General features: G+C 54.4%; 19 protein-coding genes, 1 tRNA gene and 2 pseudogenes. 18 read left to right on the top strand and 4 right to left on the bottom strand.

Annotated features, from left to right (window positions below; genetic code table 11):
• Positions 1-39 precede the first annotated feature (39 nt).
• The 9 genes and pseudogenes from C3406_RS12130 to yejF all read left to right on the top strand — a co-directional run bounded on the left by C3406_RS12130 (position 40) and on the right by yejF (position 11,689).
• Positions 40-1,506, top strand: a complete 1,467-nt coding sequence (locus C3406_RS12130; RefSeq protein WP_103825001.1) for a mannitol dehydrogenase family protein — start codon at positions 40-42, stop codon at positions 1,504-1,506.
• 123 nt (positions 1,507-1,629) lie between these two features.
• On the top strand, positions 1,630-2,616 hold the full coding sequence (locus tag C3406_RS12125) for a CobW family GTP-binding protein (RefSeq protein WP_103825000.1): 987 nt from the start codon (positions 1,630-1,632) through the stop codon (positions 2,614-2,616).
• 33 nt (positions 2,617-2,649) lie between these two features.
• Complete coding sequence (locus C3406_RS12120) at positions 2,650-3,375, top strand: phosphatase PAP2 family protein (protein ID WP_103824999.1); 726 nt, start codon at positions 2,650-2,652, stop codon at positions 3,373-3,375.
• Positions 3,376-3,779: 404 nt separating this feature from the next.
• Positions 3,780-4,349 carry a bifunctional murein DD-endopeptidase/murein LD-carboxypeptidase gene (gene mepS, locus C3406_RS12115; protein ID WP_103180364.1) on the top strand — a complete coding sequence of 190 codons (570 nt, stop codon included), beginning with the start codon at positions 3,780-3,782 and terminating at the stop codon, positions 4,347-4,349.
• A gap of 181 nt (positions 4,350-4,530) precedes the next feature.
• Positions 4,531-6,088 (top strand): annotated as a pseudogene (locus C3406_RS12110) (cyclic di-GMP phosphodiesterase).
• A 75-nt stretch (positions 6,089-6,163) separates the two neighbouring features.
• Positions 6,164-7,969 (top strand): extracellular solute-binding protein, encoded by a 1,806-nt coding sequence (locus tag C3406_RS12105; RefSeq protein ID WP_103824998.1) that lies wholly within the window; start codon positions 6,164-6,166, stop codon positions 7,967-7,969.
• A gap of 9 nt (positions 7,970-7,978) precedes the next feature.
• Positions 7,979-9,073, top strand: coding sequence for a microcin C ABC transporter permease YejB (locus C3406_RS12100; RefSeq protein ID WP_103824997.1), 1,095 nt, complete (start codon positions 7,979-7,981; stop codon positions 9,071-9,073).
• Positions 9,073-10,098: an ABC transporter permease gene (locus C3406_RS12095; protein WP_103824996.1), complete on the top strand. Its 1,026-nt coding sequence runs from the start codon at positions 9,073-9,075 to the stop codon at positions 10,096-10,098. The genes C3406_RS12100 and C3406_RS12095 overlap by 1 nt, the downstream gene beginning before the upstream one ends.
• Position 10,099: 1 nt before the next feature.
• Positions 10,100-11,689, top strand: coding sequence for a microcin C ABC transporter ATP-binding protein YejF (yejF, locus tag C3406_RS12090; RefSeq protein ID WP_103824995.1), 1,590 nt, complete (start codon positions 10,100-10,102; stop codon positions 11,687-11,689).
• Positions 11,690-11,692: 3 nt separating this feature from the next.
• Here the strand turns inward: yejF and C3406_RS12085 are convergent, their stop codons facing one another.
• The 3 genes from C3406_RS12085 to rsuA form a co-directional block, all read right to left on the bottom strand.
• Complete coding sequence (locus C3406_RS12085; protein WP_103180374.1) at positions 11,693-12,037, bottom strand: YejG family protein; 345 nt, start codon at positions 12,035-12,037, stop codon at positions 11,693-11,695.
• Between the two features lie 332 nt (positions 12,038-12,369).
• Entirely contained in the window at positions 12,370-13,566 is a 1,197-nt protein-coding gene (locus C3406_RS12075; protein WP_103824994.1) for a Bcr/CflA family multidrug efflux MFS transporter, read from the bottom strand.
• Positions 13,567-13,581: 15 nt separating this feature from the next.
• On the bottom strand, positions 13,582-14,289 hold the full coding sequence (gene rsuA, locus C3406_RS12070) for a 16S rRNA pseudouridine(516) synthase RsuA (RefSeq protein ID WP_103824993.1): 708 nt from the start codon (positions 14,287-14,289) through the stop codon (positions 13,582-13,584).
• A gap of 151 nt (positions 14,290-14,440) precedes the next feature.
• Here rsuA and radD point away from each other — a divergent pair, with 151 nt between their 5' ends.
• Both radD and rplY read left to right on the top strand, forming a co-directional pair.
• A complete protein-coding gene (gene radD, locus C3406_RS12065; RefSeq protein ID WP_103824992.1) occupies positions 14,441-16,201 on the top strand; it encodes a DNA repair helicase RadD in 1,761 nt (586 codons plus the stop codon).
• Between the two features lie 125 nt (positions 16,202-16,326).
• The gene (gene rplY, locus C3406_RS12060) at positions 16,327-16,611 is read left to right on the top strand and encodes a 50S ribosomal protein L25 (RefSeq protein WP_103824991.1); all 285 of its coding nucleotides are present in this window, start codon (positions 16,327-16,329) and stop codon (positions 16,609-16,611) included.
• Between the two features lie 51 nt (positions 16,612-16,662).
• Here rplY and yejK read toward each other — a convergent pair whose 3' ends face one another.
• On the bottom strand, positions 16,663-17,670 hold the full coding sequence (gene yejK, locus C3406_RS12055) for a nucleoid-associated protein YejK (protein WP_103824990.1): 1,008 nt from the start codon (positions 17,668-17,670) through the stop codon (positions 16,663-16,665).
• Between the two features lie 134 nt (positions 17,671-17,804).
• On the opposite strand from yejK, the gene C3406_RS12050 reads away from it, so the two are divergent.
• From C3406_RS12050 to C3406_RS12020, 7 genes and pseudogenes are all read left to right on the top strand, one after another.
• A complete protein-coding gene (locus C3406_RS12050) occupies positions 17,805-18,032 on the top strand; it encodes a YejL family protein (RefSeq protein ID WP_032612681.1) in 228 nt (75 codons plus the stop codon).
• A gap of 19 nt (positions 18,033-18,051) precedes the next feature.
• Positions 18,052-19,812, top strand: coding sequence for an LPS biosynthesis-modulating metalloenzyme YejM (gene yejM / locus C3406_RS12045; protein ID WP_103824989.1), 1,761 nt, complete (start codon positions 18,052-18,054; stop codon positions 19,810-19,812).
• Between the two features lie 72 nt (positions 19,813-19,884).
• Positions 19,885-19,961, top strand: a tRNA-Pro gene (locus tag C3406_RS12040).
• 673 nt (positions 19,962-20,634) lie between these two features.
• Positions 20,635-21,216 carry a common pilus major fimbrillin subunit EcpA gene (ecpA, locus tag C3406_RS12035; RefSeq protein ID WP_103824988.1) on the top strand — a complete coding sequence of 194 codons (582 nt, stop codon included), beginning with the start codon at positions 20,635-20,637 and terminating at the stop codon, positions 21,214-21,216.
• Between the two features lie 76 nt (positions 21,217-21,292).
• Positions 21,293-21,970: an EcpB family pilus assembly chaperone gene (locus C3406_RS12030; RefSeq protein ID WP_103824987.1), complete on the top strand. Its 678-nt coding sequence runs from the start codon at positions 21,293-21,295 to the stop codon at positions 21,968-21,970.
• A gap of 8 nt (positions 21,971-21,978) precedes the next feature.
• Positions 21,979-22,743 (top strand): hypothetical protein, encoded by a 765-nt coding sequence (locus C3406_RS26020; RefSeq protein WP_146052372.1) that lies wholly within the window; start codon positions 21,979-21,981, stop codon positions 22,741-22,743.
• Between the two features lie 28 nt (positions 22,744-22,771).
• A pseudogene (locus C3406_RS12020) lies at positions 22,772-23,147 on the top strand (IS1 family transposase); the annotation flags it as partial.

Genomic DNA, 23,147 nt, shown 5'->3' with positions numbered 1-23,147 from the left:
CTCACCTTGTTAATTAATGGTTAATCAGGTGTTTATTTCATGAAGACAATTGCCTCCACCGCGCTTCCCGCTCACGTGTTGCAGCCGCAGTACGATCGTCAGGCGTTACGCTCCCGTATCGTCCATTTCGGCTTTGGCGCCTTTCATCGCGCCCATCAGGCACTCCTGACCGACCGGGTGTTGAACGCCAAAGGCGGCGACTGGGGGATCTGTGAGATTAGCCTGTTTAGCGGCGATACGCTGATGAGCCAGCTACGCGCGCAGGATCATCTCTTTACGGTGCTGGAAAAAGGCGCCGACGGAAATCAGCCGATTATCGTCGGGGCGGTACATGAATGCCTGAATGCTAAACTCGATTCGCTGGCGGCCATTATTGAGAAGTTTTGCGAGCCGCAGGTGGCGATCGTCTCCCTGACCATCACGGAAAAGGGCTACTGCATCGATCCGGCCACCGGCAAGCTGGATACCCGCAACGAACGTATTATTCACGATCTGGAGTACCCGGATGCGCCGCACTCGGCGCCGGGTATCCTGGTCGAAGCGCTGCATCGCCGCCGCGAGCGCGGCCTGGCACCGTTCAGCGTGCTCTCCTGCGATAACATTCCGGACAACGGCCACGTGGTGAAAAATGCGGTACTGGGGATGGCCCACAAGCGCTCGCCAGAGCTGGCGGAGTGGATCGCCGCCAACGTCAGCTTCCCGGGCACGATGGTGGACAGGATCGTACCCGCCGCCACCGACGATTCCCTTGCGGAAATCGCCCGCGAAGTGGGGGTTGAGGATCCGTGCGCCATTAGCTGCGAGCCGTTTATTCAGTGGGTGATCGAGGATAACTTTGTTGCCGGTCGCCCGGAGTGGGAAGTGGCTGGGGTACAGATGGTGCAGGATGTCCTCCCCTGGGAGCAGATGAAGCTGCGCATGCTCAACGGCAGCCACTCTTTCCTCGCCTATCTCGGCTATCTGGCCGGTTTCGCCCATATTAACGACTGCATGGCCGACAGCGCGCTGCGTGACGCCGCCCGTCGTCTGATGCTTAACGAACAGGCGACGACGCTGCGCATCACCGGGGTGGATCTGATCGCCTACGCCGACAGCTTGATTGAGCGCTTCGCCAACCCGGCACTGCAACACCGCACCTGGCAGATTGCGATGGATGGCAGCCAGAAACTGCCGCAGCGAATGCTGGAGAGTATCCGCCTCCACCTGCAGCGCGACACCGCCTGGCCACTGCTGGCGCTGGGAGTCGCCGGATGGATGCGCTACGTCAGCGGCGTGGATGATGCGGGCAATGCCATTGACGTGCGCGATCCGCTGAGCGATAAAATTCGCGCCATCATTGAGACCAGCAGCGAGGAGGAGCGCGTGACCGCCCTGCTGGCGCTGAATGAAATCTTTGGCCACGACCTGCCTCAGGATCCTCAGTTCGTGGAGGCCATCACCCAAGCTTACCAGCGTATCAGCCAGTCGGGCGCGCGCCAGGCGATTATCGACACGCTGTCGCTTTAACCTTTATTGCGCTTAAGGCGAGCGGGGAGTCTCCCGTTCGCCCTTCCCCTTTCCAATGCTGTTCTTTTCCGCCAGGATTATTGATAATTGTTATAGCATTACATTTATCATCCTGGAGTACCTGTGACTAAAACCAACCTCATTACCGGTTTTCTCGGCAGCGGGAAAACCACGTCGATACTGCACCTGCTGGCCAATAAAGATCCTGACGAAAAATGGGCCGTGCTGGTCAATGAATTTGGCGAGATCGGCATTGATGGCGCGTTGATGGCCGATAACGGGGCGCTGATAAAGGAGATCCCAGGGGGATGCATGTGCTGCGTGAACGGCCTGCCGATGCAGGTGGGGCTGAATACCCTGCTGCGACAGGGCAAGCCCGACCGACTCTTGATTGAACCTACCGGGCTCGGTCATCCGAAGCAGATCCTCGACCTGCTGACCGCTCCGGTCTATGAGCCGTGGATCGATTTACGCGCCACCCTGTGCCTGCTCGATCCCCGTCAGTTGCTGGACGAAAAGTTTGTCCAGAACGAGAATTTCCGCGACCAGCTGGCGGCCGCCGACATCATCATTGCCAATAAAGAGGACCGCGCCACCCCGGAAAGCCGCGCTGCGCTGGAACTCTGGTGGCAGCACTTCGGCGGCGAGCGTCAGCTTGCGCACACCACCCAGGGGAATATGGATAATGCTCTGCTCGACCTGCCGCGGCGTAATCTTGCTGAACTGCCCGCCAGCGCAGCCCATTCCCACAGCCACGGCGAAAAACAGGGTCTGGCGGCATTGAGTCTGCCTGCGCACCAGCACTGGCGTCGCAGCCTGAACAGCGGCCAGGGGCATCAGGCCTGTGGTTGGGTCTTCGACGCCGACACCTGCTTCGATACCATCGGTTTACTGGAGTGGGCGCGGCTTGCGCCGGTTGAACGGGTGAAAGGGGTAATGCGTACCCCTGATGGGCTGGTACGGATTAATCGTCAGGGGGAAGATTTCTTCATCGAAACGCAGGGTGTGGCACCGCCGGACAGCCGAATAGAGTTAATTAGTGCGGTTAACACCGACTGGAATGCCTTACAGTCGAGCTTGTTGAAGCTTCGTTTAAGTTCGGGGAACTAACGTTGCCCTGATTGAACTACTTACGGCGTAATGATGAAAACCCGACTTTTCCCCATTTTATTGCTTAATGTCGCCGGTGTGGCGCTCTTTTTATCCTGGTATCTGCCGGTCAACCACGGTTTCTGGTTCCCGCTGGATAGCGGGATATTCCACTTCTTTAACCGGCAGCTGGGAGAGAGCCGCGCCTTCCTGTGGCTGGTAGCAATTACCAATAACCGTGCCTTTGACGGCTGCTCGCTGCTGGCGATGGGTTATCTGATGCTGACGTTCTGGCGAAAAGAGAGTCCCGCCGGGCGCCGACGTATTCTGATGATTGGCCTGGTGATGCTACTGACCGCGGTGGTGCTGAACCAGCTGGCGCAGGCCCTAATACCGGTGAAACGCTCAAGTCCGACGCTATTTTTCCCGGATATTTACCGCGTCAGTGAATTGCTGCATATTTCGACAAAAGATGCCTCTAAAGACAGTTTCCCAGGCGATCACGGAATGATGCTGCTTATTTTCAGCGCTTTTATGTGGCGTTATTTCGGCCATAAGACTTTCGTATTAGCCCTGATTATTTTTGTGGTTTTCGCATTCCCTCGAGTAATGATCGGTGCGCATTGGTTCACTGATATTGCCGTTGGATCCCTTTCTGTGGCGTTGATTGGGCTTCCGTGGTGCCTGATGACGCCATTGAGTGAGCGTTTAATCGCCTTCTTTAATCGTTACCTGCCCGGCAATACAACAAAATCGAAACAAGTTACTAACCGAAATTAACAATAACCATCAGGGATCATAACCGATCCCTGATAGATTTTTCCCTCGATTTCAGCGTCTTTGTCATCTTCCTGTCACATTAATAACGTTAGAAATTAACGCGTTGTACATTACTTAACCTAAATCACCCTGTCTGACCACGATCCCGTCAAGTTACTTTTACTATCATATTTCCTTATAAAAAAATTGAGTATTTTTACTCGCAATACCTGTCTCAATCAGGTACTCTCAGACTCGTTTTACCTCAGCGCCACAATTATTATCGTTGTAAATAAATTTGTGCGATTCGCCACAGATTTGACCATAAAGAATTGTCTGATAGTGCGCAGGTATTTAGTCTCGTCTCGCTTGGCATTTTTTATAACGATATTTGTCGTTAAGGACTTCAAGGGAAAATAAACAACATGGTCAAATCTCAACCGATCTTGAGATACTTCTCACGGGTAATCCCGGCGATTGCAGTCGCGGTTCTGCTTTCAGCTTGTAGCGCATCGAACACCGCAAAGAATATGCATCCTGAGACGCGTGTTGTGGGGTCAGAAGACGCCTCTTCACTGCAAGCTTCTCAGGATGAATTTGAAAAGATGGTCAGCAATCTGGATATCAAATCCCGATTAATGGACCAGTATGCCAGCTGGAAGGGCGTGCGCTATCGCCTGGGCGGCGAAACACGTAAAGGCATTGATTGTTCCGGTTTCGTACAGCGTACCTTCCGCGAACAGTTTGGTTTAGAACTTCCGCGTTCAACTTATGAACAACAGGAAATGGGCAAATCGATTTCACGTAATAGCTTACGTACCGGCGATTTAGTTCTGTTCCGTGCGGGTTCAACCGGCCGTCATGTCGGCATCTATATTGGTAACGACCAGTTTGTCCACGCGTCCACCAGCAGTGGTGTGACGATCTCCAGTATGAACGAGCCATACTGGAAGAAGCGCTACAATGAAGCGCGTCGTGTACTGACTCGCAGTTAACCGCCTGTGCTGTCCGTTTCCCTTGACTGACAGCATGGAAAAAAGCACTGCTATGGCAGTGCTTTTTTTTTATCGCAGGACGCGATAAGTCTGGACGGCTCGTTCCAGGCTATAGTTTTGTTGTTGCGTGAGTTTAGCCGTCATGATAATGCGGGCGGCAAATCAGGATCCCATAACATTTATGTTTACCCGCCATTTATCTTCCCGCCGAAAGGTGCTGATGCTCAGCGTACTTTCAGCTCTTATCGTCGCCCTGCTCTGCGGCGGTATGCAGTTTTTTTTTCAGTTACCATAAACGCGAAGTAAAATACGATAACCTGATTAAAGACCTCCATGACTACATGGAAAGTTATTTTAAAGAGCTGCGCGTTTCTGTTGATGAATTACAGCCGCTGACGCTCAGCGAGTGCCAGGATGTACGCTCTGAACTCACCTCCCGCGCGTCATTCAGCCTGAACGTCCGCGCCTTTCTGCTGGTGAAAGATAAAATGGCCTTTTGCTCATCAGCAACCGGGCCGATGCATGTCGCACTCAGCGAACTGGTGCCGGAAATTGACGCAACTAAAGCGGTAGATATGGTCCTGCTGCCGGGCACGCCAATGATGCCGAAAAAACCGGCCATTGTGTTGTGGCATCGTAATCTACTGATGAAAGATGGCGGGATATTTACCTCTATTAACCTCAACCTGACCCCTTATTTGCTTTATACCGCTCGACAGGATGAGTTTGCCGGTATTTCCCTGATCATTGGCAATACGGTTTTTTCCACCTATTCAAACCGCATCACCCACGTTTCGGAGCTGAAAGAGCGCCCTGCGCGCTCAAGCAAAATCGAAGGACTGCCGCTCACCGTTAATCTCTACGCCGAAAGCTGGACGATGGAAGATCTGGTCTTCGCGCTGCTGTTTGGTCTGTTGTGCGGCTCCAGCGTCGGGGTGCTCTGCTTCTACTGGCTAATGATGCGCGCCAACCCGCGGAAAGAGATCCTCACCGGCATTAAGCAGAATCAGTTTCATGTGGTCTACCAGCCGGTGGTGGGTGCCAGCGATTTGCAGATGCGGGGCGTGGAGGTGCTGATGCGCTGGCAGCATCCCGGCGCGGGGGCGATCCCGCCGGATGCCTTTATTAACTTCGCAGAGGCCCAGCAACTGATTGTGCCGCTGACGTTGCACCTTTTCGACCTGATCCTGCGCGATGCACCGGCATTAGCGAAACGGCTGCCGCCAGGCTCCAAGCTGGGCATTAATATTTCGCCAGGCCATCTGCACGCCGACAGCTTTAAAGATGACATGCGCAAGTTTGCCGCCTCGCTGCCGCCGGATCATTTCAAGATTGTGCTCGAAATTACCGAGCGCGACATGCTCAATCAACGGGAAGCGACAAAGCTATTTGAGTGGCTGCATCTGGAGGGTTTTGAAATCGCGGTGGATGATTTTGGTACCGGACACAGCGCCCTGATCTACCTTGAGCGTTTTACCATGGACTACCTCAAAATCGACCGGGGTTTCGTGAATGCTATCGGGATGGAAACTGTCACCTCCCCGGTACTGGATGCGGTGCTGACCCTGGCCCGGCGGCTGAATATGGTGACCGTCGCCGAAGGTGTTGAAACCCCCGAGCAGGCGAAGTGGCTGCGCGATCACGACGTCAATCTGCTACAGGGCTACTGGATAAGCCGGCCCCTGCCCCTGGAACAGTTCCTGAACTGGCAACCTGATATTCACCTTGATAGCGAATAATTGCCCAACCACCGCTACGTCACTTATTATTCTGGTATCTTGCCCGGGCAGAACAGATAAGGAAAACGTAGCGTAATGATAGTGCGCATTGTGGTGCTGATGGTGGCGTTGATAAGCGGGTTCAGTCAGGCGCAAACCATTAAAGAGAGCGACGCCTTCGCGGTTATTGGCGAGCCAAAATATGCCATCAATTTCGATCACTACGATTACGTCAATCCCACCGCGCCAAAAGGGGGCGCTGTGACCCTGGCGGCAAATGGCACCTTCGATAATTTCAACCGCTATGCCCTGCGCGGCGTGGCGGCAGAAAGAACCGACGCCCTCTACGATACCCTCTTTACCACGTCAGACGACGAGCCCGGCAGCTATTATCCGCTGGTGGCTGAGACCGCCCGCTATGCCGATGATTTCTCGTGGATGGAATTGACCATCAACCCGCTGGCGCGGTTTCACGACGGTACGCCGGTCAAAGCCAGCGATGTCGCCTTCACCTTCCATAAATTTATGACCGAGGGCGTTCCTCAGTTCCGGCTGGTCTACAAAGGGGCGACGGTGACCGCCATCGCGCCGCTGACGGTGCGCATTACCCTTGCCAGTCCTAATAAAGAGGACATGCTGAGCCTGCTCACCCTGCCGGTAATGCCGGAAAAGTTCTGGAAAGATCATAAGCTCAGCGACCCGCTCTCCACCCCACCGCTGGCTGGCGGGCCGTATCGCATCACCAGCTGGCGGATGGGCCAATATGTGATTTATTCCCGGGTAAAAGATTACTGGGCGGCAAACCTGCCGGTAAACCGGGGCCGCTGGAATTTCGACACCCTGCGCTACGACTACTATCTGGATGACAACGTGGCCTTCGAAGCCTTTAAAGCGGGTGCCTTTGATATGCGGGTCGAGAGCAGCGCCAAAAACTGGGCCACACGCTACAGCGGAAAAAACTTTGATCGCGGCTTTATCGTGAAAGAGACGCTGAAAAATGATTCCGCGCAGGACACGCGCTGGCTGGCATTTAATATTCAGCGCCCGGTATTTACCGATCGCCGCGTGCGCCAGGCCATTACCCTCGCCTTCGATTTTGAGTGGATGAACAAGGCGCTCTTTTATGGTGCCTACAGCCGTGCCAACAGCTATTTCCAGAATACCGAGTATGCCGCCCAGGGCTACCCGGATGCCGCGGAGCTGACGCTCCTCGACCCATTAAAAGATGCAGTTCCCCCGGAAGTGTTCACGACTCGCTTTCAGCCCCCCGTCTCGAAAGGCGACGGCTTTGATCGTAACAATCTCCTGAAAGCCAGCCAGCTGCTGGACGAGGCGGGTTGGGTCATCCGAAATAAGCAGCGGGTCAATAAGCAAACCGGCAAACCGCTCAGTTTTGAACTGCTGTTGGCCTCCGGCGGCAACAATCAGTGGGTACTGCCGTTCCAGCACAACCTGGCGCGGCTGGGCATTACCCTGAATATCCGTCAGGTGGATAATTCACAGCTCACCAACCGGATGCGCAACCGCGATTACGATATGATGCCTCGCCTGTGGCGGGCCATGCCGTGGCCGAGCAGCGATCTGCAAATCTCCTGGGCCTCTCAGTACATTGATTCCACCTACAATTCACCGGGGGTGAAAAATCCGGCGGTGGACAACCTGATTGCGCAAATCGTCGCCGCGCAGGGGGATAAAGCCAGACTGGTACCGCTTGGCCGGGCGCTGGATCGGGTACTGACCTGGAACTATTACATGCTGCCAATGTGGTTTATGGGGGAAGACAGGGTCGCCCGCTGGGATAAGTTCGCCCTTCCCGCCCAGCGCCCAGTTTATTCTCTCGGGTTTGATACCTGGTGGTATGACGTTAACAAAGCGGCGAAATTACCCGCCGAACGGCGTTAAGGGATCGCAATGGGCGCATATTTACTTCGTCGTTTACTGCTGGTGATCCCCACCCTGTGGGCGATCATTACCATCAACTTTTTTATCGTGCAGATTGCTCCGGGCGGCCCGGTGGATCAGGCGATTGCCGCCATCGAGTTCGGTAACAGCGGGACGATTCCTGGCGGAGGCGATGCGGGCATGCGTGCCAGCCACGCCCGCACCGGGGTCGGCAATATCAATGAGAGCCACTATCGCGGCGGGCGCGGGCTCGATCCGGAGGTGATCGCCGAGATCACCCAGCGGTACGGCTTCGACAAACCGATCCATGAGCGTTACTTCAAAATGCTGGGCGACTATCTGCGCTTCGATTTTGGCGACAGCCTGTTTCGCAGCGCCTCGGTGCTGCATCTGATTAAAGAGAGCCTGCCGGTCTCCATTACTCTGGGGCTATGGGGGACGCTGATCATCTATCTGGTCTCCATTCCGTTAGGTATTCGTAAGGCGATGGATAACGGCAGCCGGTTCGATATCTGGAGCAGCACCTTCATTATTATTGGCTATGCCATCCCGGCGTTCCTGTTTGCCGTCCTGCTGATTGTCTTTTTCGCCGGGGGGAGCTACTTCGATCTCTTCCCGCTGCGCGGGCTGGTCTCGACCGATTTCAGCAGCCTGCCGTGGTATAAAAAGATAACCGACTACCTGTGGCACATTACCCTGCCGGTGCTGGCGACGGTGATTGGCGGCTTTGCGGCCCTGACCATGCTGACCAAAAACGCCTTTCTCGATGAGATCCGCAAGCAGTATGTGGTCACCGCCCGCGCGAAGGGGGTGAGCGAGCGACGCATCCTGTGGAAACATATTTTTCGCAATGCCATGCTGCTGGTCATCGCCGGTTTCCCGGCCACCTTTATCAGCATGTTCTTTACCGGCTCCCTGTTAATTGAGGTGATGTTCTCCCTTAACGGCCTGGGTCTGCTGGGCTATGAGGCCACCGTCTCGCGGGATTACCCGGTGATGTTTGGCACGCTCTATATTTTCACCCTGATTGGCCTGCTGCTGAATATCCTGAGTGATATCTGCTATACGCTGGTTGATCCGCGTATTGATTTTGAGGGTCGCTGATGCTGCGCTTAAGCCCCGTCAACCAGGCCCGCTGGGCTCGCTTTCGTCACAACCGCCGCGGCTACTGGTCGCTGTGGATCTTCGCCCTCTTTTTTGCGCTGAGCCTCTGTTCGGAGATCATCGCCAACGACAAACCGCTGCTGGTGCACTTTAACGATCGCTGGTACGTGCCGGTTTTCAAGGATTACAGCGAGAGCGACTTTGGCGGCCCCTTTGCTACCGCGGCGGATTATCAGGATCCGTGGCTACAGGCGCAATTAAAGGAGCACGGCTGGGTGCTCTGGACACCGGTCCGCTTTGGCGCCAACAGCATTAACTTTGCCACTACCACCCCGTTCCCGTCGCCACCCTCGGTACAAAACTGGCTGGGTACCGATGCCAACGGCGGCGATGTGCTGGCGCGTATTCTGTACGGTACCCGCATCTCCATACTGTTTGGCCTGCTGCTGACCCTGTTTTCCAGCGTCATGGGGGTGCTGGCCGGGGCGCTCCAGGGCTATTACGGCGGCAGGATTGATCTCTGGGGACAGCGGTTTATCGAAGTCTGGTCCGGCATGCCGACGCTGTTTTTAATTATTCTGCTATCAAGCGTGGTGCAGCCTAACTTCTGGTGGCTGCTGGCTATCACGGTGCTGTTTGGCTGGATGGCCCTGGTAGGCGTGGTGCGGGCGGAGTTCCTGCGCACCCGCAGCTTCGACTACATTCGAGCCGCCCAGGCGCTGGGGGTGAGCGATCGCGGGATCATTTTCCGCCACATGTTACCTAATGCGATGGTCGCCACCCTCACCTTCCTGCCGTTTATTCTGTGCAGTTCTATTACTACCCTCACCTCGCTCGATTTTCTCGGCTTCGGCCTGCCGCTGGGCTCGCCTTCCTTGGGGGAGTTGCTGTTGCAGGGCAAAAATAACCTGCAGGCGCCATGGCTTGGGATCACCGCTTTCCTCTCCGTTGCTGTACTGCTCTCCTTGCTGATTTTTATTGGCGAAGCGGTACGCGATGCCTTCGACCCGAATAAGGCGGTTTAAGATGACGCAGCCTTTACTTCACATCGACGCGCTCTCCGTTGCTTTTCGCCAGCAGGACGAGCTACGCACCGTGGTGAATGATATCTCCCTGAAAATTGACGCCGGCGAGACGCTGGCGCTGGTTGGCGAGTCGGGTTCCGGGAAGAGCGTCACTGCCCTGTCGATCCTGCGTCTGCTCCCCGCCCCGCCGGTGGTCTATCCCCAGGGCGATATCCTGTTTCACGGCCAGTCCCTGCTGCATGCTGACGAGCGCACGCTGCGCGGGGTGCGCGGGAATAAGATCGCCATGATCTTCCAGGAGCCGATGGTGTCGCTGAATCCGCTGCACACCCTTGAAAAACAGCTTTACGAGGTGCTCTCCCTGCACCGCGGGATGCGTAAAGAGGCCGCCCGGGGAGAGATGCTGGATTGCCTCGAACGCACCGGGATCCGCAACGCTGCAAAACGGCTTGCCGATTACCCGCATCAGCTTTCGGGCGGTGAGCGCCAGCGAGTGATGATTGCCATGGCGCTGCTGACCCGTCCGGAGCTGCTCATCGCCGATGAGCCCACCACCGCGCTGGATGTTACGGTGCAGGCGCAGATCCTGCAGCTGTTACGCGAGCTGCGCGACGAGCTGAACATGAGCCTGCTGTTTATTACCCACAATCTCAGCATTGTGAGAAAGCTGGCCGACCAGGTGGCGGTGATGCAGAACGGTCGCTGCGTGGAGCAGAACCGCGCCGCGCCGCTGCTTGCCGCACCGCAGCACTCCTACACCCAACGCCTGCTCAACAGCGAGCCCGCAGGGGATCCCATCCCACTGCCGCAAGATGTTCAGCCGCTGCTGCGGGTGAAGGATCTCTCGGTGGCGTTTCCGCTACGTAAAGGCATCCTGCGCCGGGTGGTGGATAACAAGCAGGTGCTGAACAACGTCAGCTTTACCCTGCGCCCGGGTGAGACCCTGGGGCTGGTGGGTGAGTCCGGCTCCGGCAAGAGCACCACCGGGCTGGCGCTGTTACGCCTGATCGCCTCAAAGGGGGAGATCCTGTTTGACGACAAGCCCCTGCATGAATGGGATCGCCGCCAGATGTTGCCCGTCCGCCACCGGATGCAGGTGGTTTTTCAGGATCCTAACTCTTCTCTTAACCCGCGCCTCAACGTTCAGCAGATCATTGAGGAGGGGCTGCGGGTACACCAGCCCAATCTTAGCCTGCAGGCGCGTGAAGAGGAGGTGATTCGGGTAATGGGCGAAGTGGGGCTCGACCCGCAGACCCGACATCGTTACCCCGCCGCCTTTTCCGGCGGCCAGCGGCAGCGGATCGCCATTGCCCGCGCGCTGATTTTGCGCCCGGAGCTGATAATTCTGGATGAGCCGACCTCATCCCTCGATAAAACCGTTCAGGCACAGATCCTGGCGCTGTTGAAAGATTTACAGCGAAAACACCGTCTGGCCTATATTTTCATCAGCCACGATTTGCAGGTGGTACGTGCGTTATGTCACCAGGTGATTGTGTTACGTCAGGGAGAGGTGGTCGAGCAGGGAGATTGTCAGCGCGTCTTTGCCGCGCCGACGCAGGAGTATACGCGTCAGCTGTTAGCGTTACGCTGACGCTCAGAAAGGATTCTGGCCAGAGAAAGGCTCGGCGATAGCCACGCCGACGTTTTTCAGGCGACAGGTTGCCGCAAACTCATCCTGGCTTTTCACGAACAGACACGGCTCGCCTTCGCACTCCAGTACCGAGCTGTAAAGCTCAATGTCCGTCAGCGCCTGGCTCAGCTTTTCCATCAGCGGCCATGCGTTGCCCTCTTCCGGGCTCAGCAGTTTGAGCGCCACCAGACAATTATCAGGGGTTGTTCCGCTTTGCGGAATCGGTTCAACTTTCGAGCCTGCAAAACCCGCCGACCAGCGATAGCTCTGCGGCAAGCGATGCACAATTGAGAGCTGTAATGTATTCACGTTTATTCCCCGGAAGCAAATTTACTTCACAATCTATTTACATTTATAGTAACACAACATTAACCGCCTGCTCTGTTTTTAGTAAGAAAACGCTTACATCCAGGATTTATGGGTTCAGACGTCTTGTTTTTCAGGGCTTTCTGGCGGTGTTTCAGGGTTGTAGCGGCGCTATATGTACCCGTTTCTGTGATCTAACACAACCTTTTTAACTACAAAGCTGTGACTATTTACACAAATAGATTTTACATAAAAGAAACAAACATGAGGTGAGTGAACCGCATCCTGGTTGACCTGTATCAAAAAAGGGCTCCGACAGAGCCCTTTTTTGTGCATCAGTTCACCGATTTTCTTGGCCGACTCGCGTAAAGGCAGAAAAGAATTGAGCCAGTGGCGCACAGCGCAATTGACCAGAGCATCGGCCAGGCGCTGTTAAACGTAGCCAGTGAAAGCAGCGCGCCGACAATGGCGCCAATACCAAAGCGGAAGGTCCCCGCCAGTGAAGAGGCGGTACCAGCCATATGTGGGAATTCGTCGAGGATGACCGCCATTGCGTTGGACGAGACCATCGATATACAGCCAACAAACGCCGCAATACCGATCACCAGCGCCCAGAATCCGACATCAAAGTAAGCGGTCACCACCATCCACACCGCCATCACGAACTGGATCCACAGCCCGATGCGGAACATATTCAGTGCCCCTACCCGGCGCACGAAGCGGCTGTTGATCATCGTCAACACGAAGATGAATACCACGTTCAGCGCGAAATAATAGCCAAATTGCTGCGGTGAGACATGGTTAAGTTCAATGTAGACAAACGGCCCGGCGCTGAGGAATGAGAACATGCCGGCAAAGCTGAAACCGCTGGCCAGCATGTAGCTCAGCACGCGCTTATGGCGAAACAGCGAGGCAAAGTTGCCAAGCGTGGTGCGAATATGAAACTTCTGCCGGTGTTGTGCAGGCAGGGTCTCTTTAATAAAGAAGAAGATCATTGCCGAGGCCAGCAGGGCCGCCAGCGCCAGGATCCAGAAAATGGCGTGCCAGCTAAACCAGACCAGCACCGCCCCCCCGACCATTGGCGCCACCAGCGGCGCGACGGTGGTCACCAGCATGACGAATGACATCATGCGGGAGAACTCCTCCTTCGGGTAGATATCGCGCATCAGGGCATTGATGACCACGCTTGCCGCCGCAGCCGCCAGGCCGTGGAAGAAACGCATCACAATAAGGTGATCGACGGACTGCGCCATCGCGCAGGCCATCGCCGCGCCAGCGAACACCAGCGTGCCGCCCAGCACCACCGGTTTGCGCCCCAGGCTGTCGGCCATTGGCCCGTAAAGCAGCTGACCGAGGGCAAAACCGAGAATATAGCTGCTGAGGGTCATTTGTACGCTGCCTGCCGGCACGCCAAACTGCTCGGCGATCACCGGCAGTGCAGGCAGATACATGTCGATAGACAGCGGCATCAGCATGGCCAGCAGGCCAAGAATAAAAACAATGCTGAACGACGAGTGTGGCCTGGTGGTCACAATTAACTCCTGAAATTAGCGTGAAGAGAGGCCAACGCTGGCAATTTCTTCTTCCGTTAACGGGCGGTATTCGCCTGGCTCAAGGTCGGGGTCGAGAGCGATAGCTCCGATCCGTTCGCGATGCAGACCGACAACGTGATTTCCCACGGCAGCGAACATGCGCTTCACCTGATGATAGCGCCCTTCGCTGATGGTCAGACGCACCTCGGTTGGGGTAATAACTTCCAGCACGGCAGGTTTGGTCAGATCTTTTTCATTATGCAGCTGAACGCCGTGGGCGAACTGCTCTGCTGTACTGTCGCTCACCGGATTTTCCAGCGTCACCAGATAGGTCTTTTCACAATGGTGGCGCGGCGAGGTGATCCGGTGTGACCACTGGCCGTCGTCGGTCATCAGCACCAGGCCGGTGGTATCGATATCCAGACGCCCGGCGGCATGCAGTTTGTGGGCGACCGGCTCATCGAGAAAATAGAGCACGGTGGGATGGTCGGGATCGTCGGTAGAGCAGACATAGCCTTGCGGTTTATTGAGCATGAAGTAGCGCGGGCCATTCTGCTGCGTCAGCGAATTGCCTTCGTACTCAACCTGATGGTCAGGCTGGAGTTTGAACGCGCTGTCTCGCACAATATCACCCTCCACGGTAACGTGGTTGGCGCGGATCAGACGCCCGGCAATAGCGCGGCTTACGCCGAGTTGCTGAGCGATAAACTTATCAAGTCGCATGAAATATTTTAAGCCTTAAAGGTGCCAGGAGCCGGACAATGCGTCCGGAAAAGAAGCAGTCAGGAACAGCCAAGTATAACGGGCTCTGTGCGCCACTCAAGGGAAAAAGTTTCGTGGCATAATATGAGCGAGATAACCAAACCGAGACCCCATGACCTTTACACTTCGCCCTTACCAGCAAGAAGCCGTGGACGCTACCCTCGCCCACTTTCGTCAGCATAAAGAACCGGCGGCCATTGTCCTGCCCACCGGCGCAGGCAAAAGCCTGGTGATCGCCGAGCTGGCGCGCCTGGCCCGGGGCCGCGTGTTGGTGCTGGCGCACGTCAAAGAGCTGGTGGCGCAAAACCATGCCAAATATCTGGCGCTGGGTCTGGAGGCTGATATTTTTGCCGCCGGCCTACAGCGTAAAGAGAGCCACGGCAAAGTGGTCTTTGGCAGCGTGCAGTCGGTGGCGCGCAACCTGGACAAATTCCAGAGCGAGTTCTCCCTGTTGATTGTGGATGAGTGCCACCGCATCAGCGATGATGATGATAGCCAGTATCAGCAGATTTTAACTCACCTGAAGAACGTGAATCCGCAGATCCGCCTGCTGGGGCTCACTGCCACGCCGTTCCGCCTCGGTAAGGGCTGGATTTATCGCTTCCATTACCATGGCATGGTGCGCGGCAATGAAAATGCGCTGTTCCGCGACTGCATTTACGAGCTGCCGCTGCGCTACATGATCAAACATGGCTACCTGACCCCACCGGAGCGGCTGGATATGCCGGTGGTGCAGTATGATTTCAGCCGGTTACAGGTGCAGAGCAACGGCCTGTTCAGCGAGGCGGATCTCAACCGCGAGCTGAAAAAGCAGGATCGTATCACTCCGCATATCATCAGCCAGATCATGGAGTTTGCCGCCACGCGCAAAGGGGTGATGATTTTTGCCGCCACCGTGGAGCACGCCCGGGAGATCACCGGCCTGCTGCCTGCCAGCGAGGCCAGGCTTATCACCGGCGAAACGCCGGGCAGCGAGCGCGACCGGCTGATTGAGGATTTTAAGGCGCAGCAGTTCCGCTATCTGGTTAATGTGTCAGTGCTTACTACCGGTTTTGATGCCCCGCACGTCGATCTGATCGCCATTCTGCGCCCGACCGAATCCGTCAGCCTTTACCAGCAGATCGTGGGCCGCGGCCTGCGACTGGCCCCCGGTAAAACCGACTGCCTGATCCTGGATTATGCCGGGAACCCGCATGACCTGTATGCCCCGGAAGTGGGTGCGCCAAAAGGCAAAAGTGACAACGTGCCGGTACAGGTGTTTTGTCCCGCCTGCGGCTTTGCCAATACCTTCTGGGGTAAAACCACCGCCGACGGCACGCTAATTGAACACTTTGGCCGTCGCTGCCAGGGCTGGTTTGAAGATGACGAGGGCCATCGCGAACAGTGTGACTATCGCTTCCGCTTTAAAAACTGCCCCCAGTGCAACGCCGAAAACGATATCGCCGCCCGCCGCTGCCGCACGTGCGATGCGGTGCTGGTCGATCCCGACGATATGCTGAAAGCGGCCCTGAAGCTGAAGGACGCCCTGGTGCTGCGCTGCAGTGGAATGGCGCTGGCACACGGTGCCGATGATAAAGGCGAATGGCTGAAAATCACCTATTACGATGAAGATGGCGCCGATGTAAGTGAGCGCTTCCGTCTGCACACGCCTGCCCAGCGCACCGCCTTTGAACAACTGTTTATCCGCCCGCATACCCGTACGCCCGGCGTACCGCTGCGCTGGATCACCGCGGCGGATATCGTTCATCAACAGCCGCTACTGCGTCACCCGGATTTTGTAGTGGCGCGAAAAAAAGGGCAGTACTGGCAGGTGCGAGAAAAAGTGTTTGATTATGAGGGCCGCTTCCGCCGTGCCAATGAATTGCGGGGATAGCGGGACTTTTCATTGATGTGAAAGCCATTTGAGTATAAAATGCCGCCCGCTTCACATCCGTGAGGCAGAACACTCACCTGTTGCTGGGTCGCCTGTAGCAGGATTTTTTATACAGAGAGAAATCAATGTTCACTATCAATGCAGAAGTACGTAAAGAGCAGGGTAAGGGTGCGAGCCGCCGCCTGCGCGCAGCTAACAAATTCCCGGCCATCATCTATGGCGGCGAAGCTGCTCCTGTCGCAATCGAACTGGACCACGACAAACTGTGGAACCTGCAGGACAAAGCTGAGTTCTACAGCGAAGTTCTGACCATCGTTGTTGACGGTAAAGAAGAGAAAGTTAAAGCTCAGGCAGTACAGCGTCACGCTTTCAAGCCAAAACTGACTCACATCGACTTCGTTCGCGCGTAATCGCAAACTTGTCGAAAAAAAACCCCGCATTGCGGGGTTTTTTTATGGCCGTTATTTGCCGCCAGAGGTGCGACGCTGCAGCTGATCCCGCAGATTTGGCGGAGTGCCTTTAATGGTCAGCGTATCGGTCGCCGGATCCCAGAAAATGCGCTCGCCGAGCAACATGGCATCAAAGTTGATGGTTAATCCGCCGCCGCTACCGGCAAATTTGGTGAGCTGACGCAGGGTATTGCGATCCGCCGGGAAGCTCTCTTCCAGCTCGTAGCCTTTCTCTGCCGTAAAGTCCTGGAAGCTCACTTCGCTGACGCCCGCCAGCTCTTTGGAGAGCGACTCCAGTTCAATCTCTTCGCCCGCCTGCAGCTGTTCGTTGCAGTAGGCATAAACCTGCTGGCGCACGTTCTGGCGTTCCGCTTTGTCCAGCTCGGCTTCTGCGGTGAAGTCATCTACCGCCTGCAGCAGGCCTTTATTCTGCGCTTTGGCATTCAGCCCTTCGCTGGCGCCGAGGAAATCCATAAAGAAGTCGGCCACCTTACGCCCTACCCGGCCTTTCAGGAAGGTCAGATAGCGGGTGGATTCAGGATTGGTTTCCCATTCGGTCAAATCGATACGCGCCACAATATCCGCGTGGTTAATGTCCAGATAGTGGGTCGAGCTGATATCCAGCTGCTCGTTGACGCGCATGCTGCTTAAGTTGTTCAGTACCGCCACCAGCAGGTACTCGACCGCCAGGTAACGGTAGTGGCAGAACAGGACGATGCCACCATCGGCAAAAGGGTATTTTGCCAGCTCATCGCGCAGGCGGCCGGTGGCGGCCCGGCTGAACGCGAGAAAATCGTCTTCACCCTGACGCTGCTGACGCAGCGCCTGCGCCAGTTCGCTCTCTTCGCTGAACAGGCCGTAGGCTTTGTTTTTGGCACTGTATACCCGATGCAGCTCCGCCATCATGTCAACAACGGTAGGCGTCGGTTCCAGTAACGATTCGCGCAGCACCAGCTCAAGGGTTTGCTCATCACGCTTGATAAGCTGGTGCAGGGCAATCTGGTTGATATCCAGACTCATGTTAAACTCTCCTTTTAGACCGGGCCGTATTCAACCACCCCCCAGTCATGTATGCAACCGAAGATAAAAAAGGGGAAAAAAAGCTGTTGCTACGGTAATATGTTGCCCTTTCCTCCACAAACAGATTTAGATTTATGCCACAACTCTCCCGCTACAGTGATGAACACGTTGAACAAATGCTCAGTGAGCTGCTCAACGTACTGGAAAAACATAAGGCACCGACCGACCTTTCCCTGATGGTTCTGGGAAATATGGTGACTAACCTTATCAATACCAGCGTTGCGCCGGCCCAGCGCCAGGCGATCGCGAAATCTTTCGCTCAGGCCTTACAGTCTTCGGTTAACGACGACCAGGCGCACTAAGGGAAACGAACGACAGTTTATGGTGACGAATCGTCAGCGCTACCGTGAAAAAGTCTCCCAGATGGTTAGCTGGGGGCACTGGTTTGCCCTGTTTAACATTCTGCTGGCGATGGTGCTTGGCAGTCGTTATCTGTTTGTCGCCGACTGGCCGACGACGCTTGCCGGACGGGTTTATTCCTGGATAAGCGTCATTGGCCATTTCAGCTTTCTGGTGTTCTCCACCTATTTACTGATCCTCTTCCCGCTGACGTTCATCGTCATGTCGCAGCGACTGATGCGGTTTATCTCCGCTATCCTCGCCACCGCAGGCATGACGCTGCTGCTTATCGACAGCGAAGTCTTTACCCGTTTTCACCTGCATCTTAATCCCGTCGTCTGGGAACTGGTGATCAATCCCGACCAGAACGAAACGGCGCGCGACTGGCAGCTGATGTTCATCAGTGTGCCGATTATCCTGCTGATTGAGATGCTGTTTGCCACCTGGAGCTGGCAAAAACTGCGCAGCCTGACGCGGCGCCGTCGCTACGCCAAACCGGTGGCCGCCCTCTTTTTTGTGGCCTTTATTGGCTCGCACTTTATGTATATCTGGGCAGACGCCAACTTCTACCGCCCCATCACCATGCAGCGCGCGAACCTGCCGCTCTCCTATCCGATGACCGCCCGTCGCTTCCTGGAGAAACACGGTCTGCTGGATGCGCAGGAGTATCAGCGCCGCCTGATTGAACAAGGGGATCCTGAAGCGGTATCGGTGCAGTATCCGCTGAGCGATCTGCGCTACCGTGACATGGGCCAGGGACAGAACGTTCTGCTGATCACCGTCGACGGCCTGAACTACTCGCGCTTTGAGAAACAGATGCCGGCGCTGGCGGAGTTCGCCGAGAAGAACATCAGCTTTACCCAGCATATGAGCTCCGGTAACTCGACCGATGCCGGGATCTTTGGCCTGTTCTACGGCATTTCACCAGGCTATATGGACGGCGTGCTGTCATCGCGTATCCCTGCCGCGCTCATTACCGGGCTCAACCAGCAGGGCTATCAGCTGGGGCTGTTCTCTTCAGATGGTTTCAGCAGTCCGCTCTATCGCCAGGCGCTGCTGTCCGACTTCTCACTGCCGACCACGCAGAGCCAGTCCGACGAACAGACCGCCGGGCAGTGGATCAGCTGGCTGCACCGTTATGCGCAGGACGACAACCGCTGGTTCTCCTGGGTTGCCCTGAACGGCACGACGCTGGATGACAGTAACCAGAAAACCTTCAACCGCCGCTATGCGCAGGCCGCAGGCAATGTCGATACCCAGATTGCCCGGGTGCTGGACGCGTTGCGGGAATCGGGCAAGCTGGAGAATACCGTGGTGGTGATCACCGCCGGTCATGGCGTACCGCTGGGCAGCGAGCGCAACGATGTCGACTGGGCGCGTCCTCGCCTGCATGTTCCGCTGGTGATCCACTGGCCTGGCACGCCGTCGCAGCGCATTAACATGCTGACCGATCATAAAGATGTGATGACCACCCTGATGCAGCGTCTGCTCCACGTCAGCACGCCAGCTAATGAGTATTCCCAGGGTCAGGATCTGTTCAGCGCAACGCGTCGTCATAACTGGGTGACGGCTGCCAGCAACAACACGCTGGCCGTCACAACGCCAACCCTGACGCTGGTGCTGAACAGTAACGGTAATTACAAAACCTATAATCCGCAGGGTGAGAAACTCAACGACCAGACGCCGCAGTTAAGCCTGCTGCTACAGGTGCTGACGGATGAGAAACGGTTTATTGCTAACTGATTTAATATTAATCAGTTAGCCTGCACCACCCTTGCAATAAATGCGGAAATAGGTAGTATGAATTTCACGTGTCGGCACGTAGCGCAGCCTGGTAGCGCACTGTCATGGGGTGTCAGGGGTCGGAGGTTCAAATCCTCTCGTGCCGACCAAAAATTCCTCAAAAAAACCAACCTTCGCGGTTGGTTTTTTTTTGTGTCGCACACCCGGGAGCATCATGCCAGGCAGGTGCGCCATACCTGATTTGCCTGTTTTTCAACCACCTTCGGTTGAATTTGAGAGCGAAAAGTGTCTAATCAACAAAAAATGCAGGCGAGTGGCAGTAAATCTACTTAAATCACAAAAAACAATTATAACTCGAGCCGATTAAAGCACACCTTTTAAGCCAGAAAAAATAAACAGTTAAGAAAATCTGTAATAAAAGTCCGTAATCAATACCCTTTTTACTTAAACACTTACGATATACCTTCCTGTGATAGATAATAATAAAATATGTATTGAATAAATTCATTCATAGAATTTATTAAGCGAACCTATAACACATTCGCTGTGCTAATGGTTTAATAAACACTGGTATGGCAGTCATTTTAATTTAAAATTGAATTCAATTAATCGCCTGTACAAACAAATACCTACTCATTAAACTAGCCTCACATTCGAAACATGAGACGTTTGAATGTAATTCACTAAACGGAAACTCCCGGCAATATAATATTCCCAGTCCACTGCGAATATTCACTTAATATAAAGATTGCTGACGACTTATTACGCCAGGTGAATAAGACTGCTCCACCATAACGGATTAATACACTAAAGGAATAAAAGATGAAAAAATTAATGTTAGCTGGTTGCATCGCTGCCGCTTTTGTTTGCTCTAACGCTATGGCAGATGTGACTGCTTCCGCTACCGCTACCTGGGATGCAAGCGCAACTAAAGATACTACCAGCGCACTGGTTGTGACCCCACTCAAATCTCTCTCTTTCCAGTATGCAGAAGGCATTCAGGCGTTTAACACCCAGAATAGCGCTTTCGACATCACTATTAAAGGCCAGTCTGGTGCTACCGATTTCCTGCTGACCTCTCAGATCGTGACCAACACCCTGAGCCGCGCTACTGATACCTCTACGCTGGACGTAGGTATTAAATGGAATGGCCAGGCTCTGAGCAAAACCGAAGCTTTAAAACTGATCGATACTGCTAATAACGTCTCTGCAGGTCTGGACGCACTGGCTGTAAGCACTGCTTACGCAGGTAAAGATCGTACTTCTACTCAGGGTAACTTCACCTTTGGTATCGACTCTGCAACCAGCGACGGCACCAACAAAGTTGAGTTCGCCGATCTGAACGACGGCTACTGGAGCGGCGACGTTAAGGTACAGTTCAACGCAGTGTGGACTACCGCTTAATTATTACCCCCGCAGTACCCCTCTAATGGAAAGAGACAAGGAGACTATTAGTCTCCTTTTAATGTAAGGATACCCCATGAAATTAAGTTATCTTTGCGCGGCTGCGTTATCTCTGGCAATTGTGTTTCCTGCCCAGGCAATTAACGTTGGGGATGTCACCTCAATAATAACCTCAAAAAATAATAGCCTGGCAAAAGAGATTGAGAATAACACCGAGGCTGCGCGATTCGTTACCGTTAAAGTTGAAAGACTATCCTCCCCGATGGCTGATGGCAAAATCATTCCAATGGCAGACCGGTCCGAATTACTTTCAACACCAGCAAGTTTAATATTACCCGGCTATGCCAAAGAAAACTTCCGTTTCATTTATAACGGACCAGCCGATGATAAAGAGCGCTATTATCGCCTGTCATGGACTGATGAACCCATCTCAGAATTTGACGGCACCAAAGAAAGCAAGCTCGGTCAGGCGACCACCTCAGCAGTGATTGGTACCATTCTGGTTGTTGCACCACGTAAAGAGCACTTCGACTACAAACGCCAGGGTGGCGAGATAACCAACACAGGCAACGTTTCTTTCCGTGTTATTTCCTATGGTCCTTGTAAAGATAAAAAGAAGGATGACGGAAAGGGCTGCCGTGAAAGATATAATTTAATGCCCGGGCTCAGCGTAAAAATAAAACATACCGATCTCAACAATAAAATGACCCGTATTGGCATCTGGCATGGTGAGCAGTTAATTCACGCAAAATAGAGACTATTATGGATAAGTCGGATTTAAATAAGGGATCTGTATTCTGCGGGCTCATGTTGACCGCTGTTATTGCTTTACCAGCAAATTCCGCCGTACCTCTTCAGGTTAATAATCAAGTCATCCCTGCTGCTTTCGCCTACGCTCTTCAGCAGGGCATGACAATCCCCGTTTTTATACGATATGATGGTGAAAAGGCAGTAGCCCCCAGTCGTCAAAAAATCGCTGATGCAATCATCTCAGTTAGCGATGGTGTTTTTGTTATCAATCAGATCACGCTTTCTGATCTGCCAAACAGAACGGAGCTGGCTTCTCAGCTTAAAACCGTTATCAGTGAGTTGAAGGACGCCAAATTTAACGATGGGAATCGAATCCAGCTCAATAATGACGCCTCTATCATTCTGGATACCCGTTCGTTTTATCTTGAACTGCTGGTCAGCAGAGAGGCGATGGACGCGGCAATAATACCGCGCACCAATATACTGGGCGAATCATCTTCAGATCAGCTTTCTAACATCCTTAACTACACGGTTGGGAGCTATTACAGCCAGTACGACGAGGATAACAACGGCAGCAGTTATATCACTCTGGATAACTCTACGTCGCTGCGCGAGCACCATGTAAACCTTAACGGTTCTGTTTATGGTGTTGGTACCAAAGATAATAAAAGCGAGCTGTATCGCGCAATGTATGAGCGCGACTATCAGGGGATGCGTGTTGCCGCAGGGATGGTGGATACGTGGAACCTGGGTGATGCTGCCAACTTACTGATTTAGTGTATGATGGTGTTTTTGAGGTGCTCCAGTGGCTTCTGTTTCTATCAGCTGTCCCTCCTGTTCAGCTACTGACGGGGTGGTGCGTAACGGCAAAAGCACTGCCGGACATCAGCGCTATCTCTGCTCTCACTGCCGTAAAACATGGCAACTGCAGTTCACTTACACCGCTTCTCAACCCGGTACGCACCAGAAAATCATTGATATGGCCATGAATGGCGTTGGATGCCGGGCAACCGCCCGCATTATGGGCGTTGGCCTCAACACGATTTTCCGCCATTTAAAAAACTCAGGCCGCAGTTGGTAACCTCGCGCATACAGCCGGGCAGTGACGTCATCGTCTGCGCGGAAATGGACGAACAGTGGGGATACGTCGGGGCTAAATCGCGCCAGCGCTGGCTGTTTTA

Source organism: Leclercia sp. LSNIH8 (genome assembly GCF_002920195.1).
Lineage (GTDB): Bacteria > Pseudomonadota > Gammaproteobacteria > Enterobacterales > Enterobacteriaceae > Enterobacter.
The sequence above is the reverse complement of the archived record's forward strand: the minus strand, read 5'-3'. Positions and strand labels throughout refer to the sequence as shown.

Bases quoted from the DNA above. Each gene is read 5' to 3' on its own strand.
- C3406_RS12130 (WP_103825001.1), top strand. From the start codon at position 40: ATGAAGACAATTGCCTCCACCGCGCTTCCCGCTCACGTGTTGCAGCCG.
- C3406_RS12120 (WP_103824999.1), top strand. From the start codon at position 2,650: ATGAAAACCCGACTTTTCCCCATTTTATTGCTTAATGTCGCCGGTGTG.
- mepS (WP_103180364.1), top strand. From the start codon at position 3,780: ATGGTCAAATCTCAACCGATCTTGAGATACTTCTCACGGGTAATCCCG.
- C3406_RS12105 (WP_103824998.1), top strand. From the start codon at position 6,164: ATGATAGTGCGCATTGTGGTGCTGATGGTGGCGTTGATAAGCGGGTTC.
- C3406_RS12100 (WP_103824997.1), top strand. From the start codon at position 7,979: ATGGGCGCATATTTACTTCGTCGTTTACTGCTGGTGATCCCCACCCTG.
- C3406_RS12095 (WP_103824996.1), top strand. From the start codon at position 9,073: ATGCTGCGCTTAAGCCCCGTCAACCAGGCCCGCTGGGCTCGCTTTCGT.
- yejF (WP_103824995.1), top strand. From the start codon at position 10,100: ATGACGCAGCCTTTACTTCACATCGACGCGCTCTCCGTTGCTTTTCGC.
- rsuA (WP_103824993.1), bottom strand. From the start codon at position 14,289: ATGCGACTTGATAAGTTTATCGCTCAGCAACTCGGCGTAAGCCGCGCT.
- radD (WP_103824992.1), top strand. From the start codon at position 14,441: ATGACCTTTACACTTCGCCCTTACCAGCAAGAAGCCGTGGACGCTACC.
- rplY (WP_103824991.1), top strand. From the start codon at position 16,327: ATGTTCACTATCAATGCAGAAGTACGTAAAGAGCAGGGTAAGGGTGCG.
- yejK (WP_103824990.1), bottom strand. From the start codon at position 17,670: ATGAGTCTGGATATCAACCAGATTGCCCTGCACCAGCTTATCAAGCGT.
- C3406_RS12050 (WP_032612681.1), top strand. From the start codon at position 17,805: ATGCCACAACTCTCCCGCTACAGTGATGAACACGTTGAACAAATGCTC.
- yejM (WP_103824989.1), top strand. From the start codon at position 18,052: ATGGTGACGAATCGTCAGCGCTACCGTGAAAAAGTCTCCCAGATGGTT.
- ecpA (WP_103824988.1), top strand. From the start codon at position 20,635: ATGAAAAAATTAATGTTAGCTGGTTGCATCGCTGCCGCTTTTGTTTGC.
- C3406_RS12030 (WP_103824987.1), top strand. From the start codon at position 21,293: ATGAAATTAAGTTATCTTTGCGCGGCTGCGTTATCTCTGGCAATTGTG.
- C3406_RS26020 (WP_146052372.1), top strand. From the start codon at position 21,979: ATGGATAAGTCGGATTTAAATAAGGGATCTGTATTCTGCGGGCTCATG.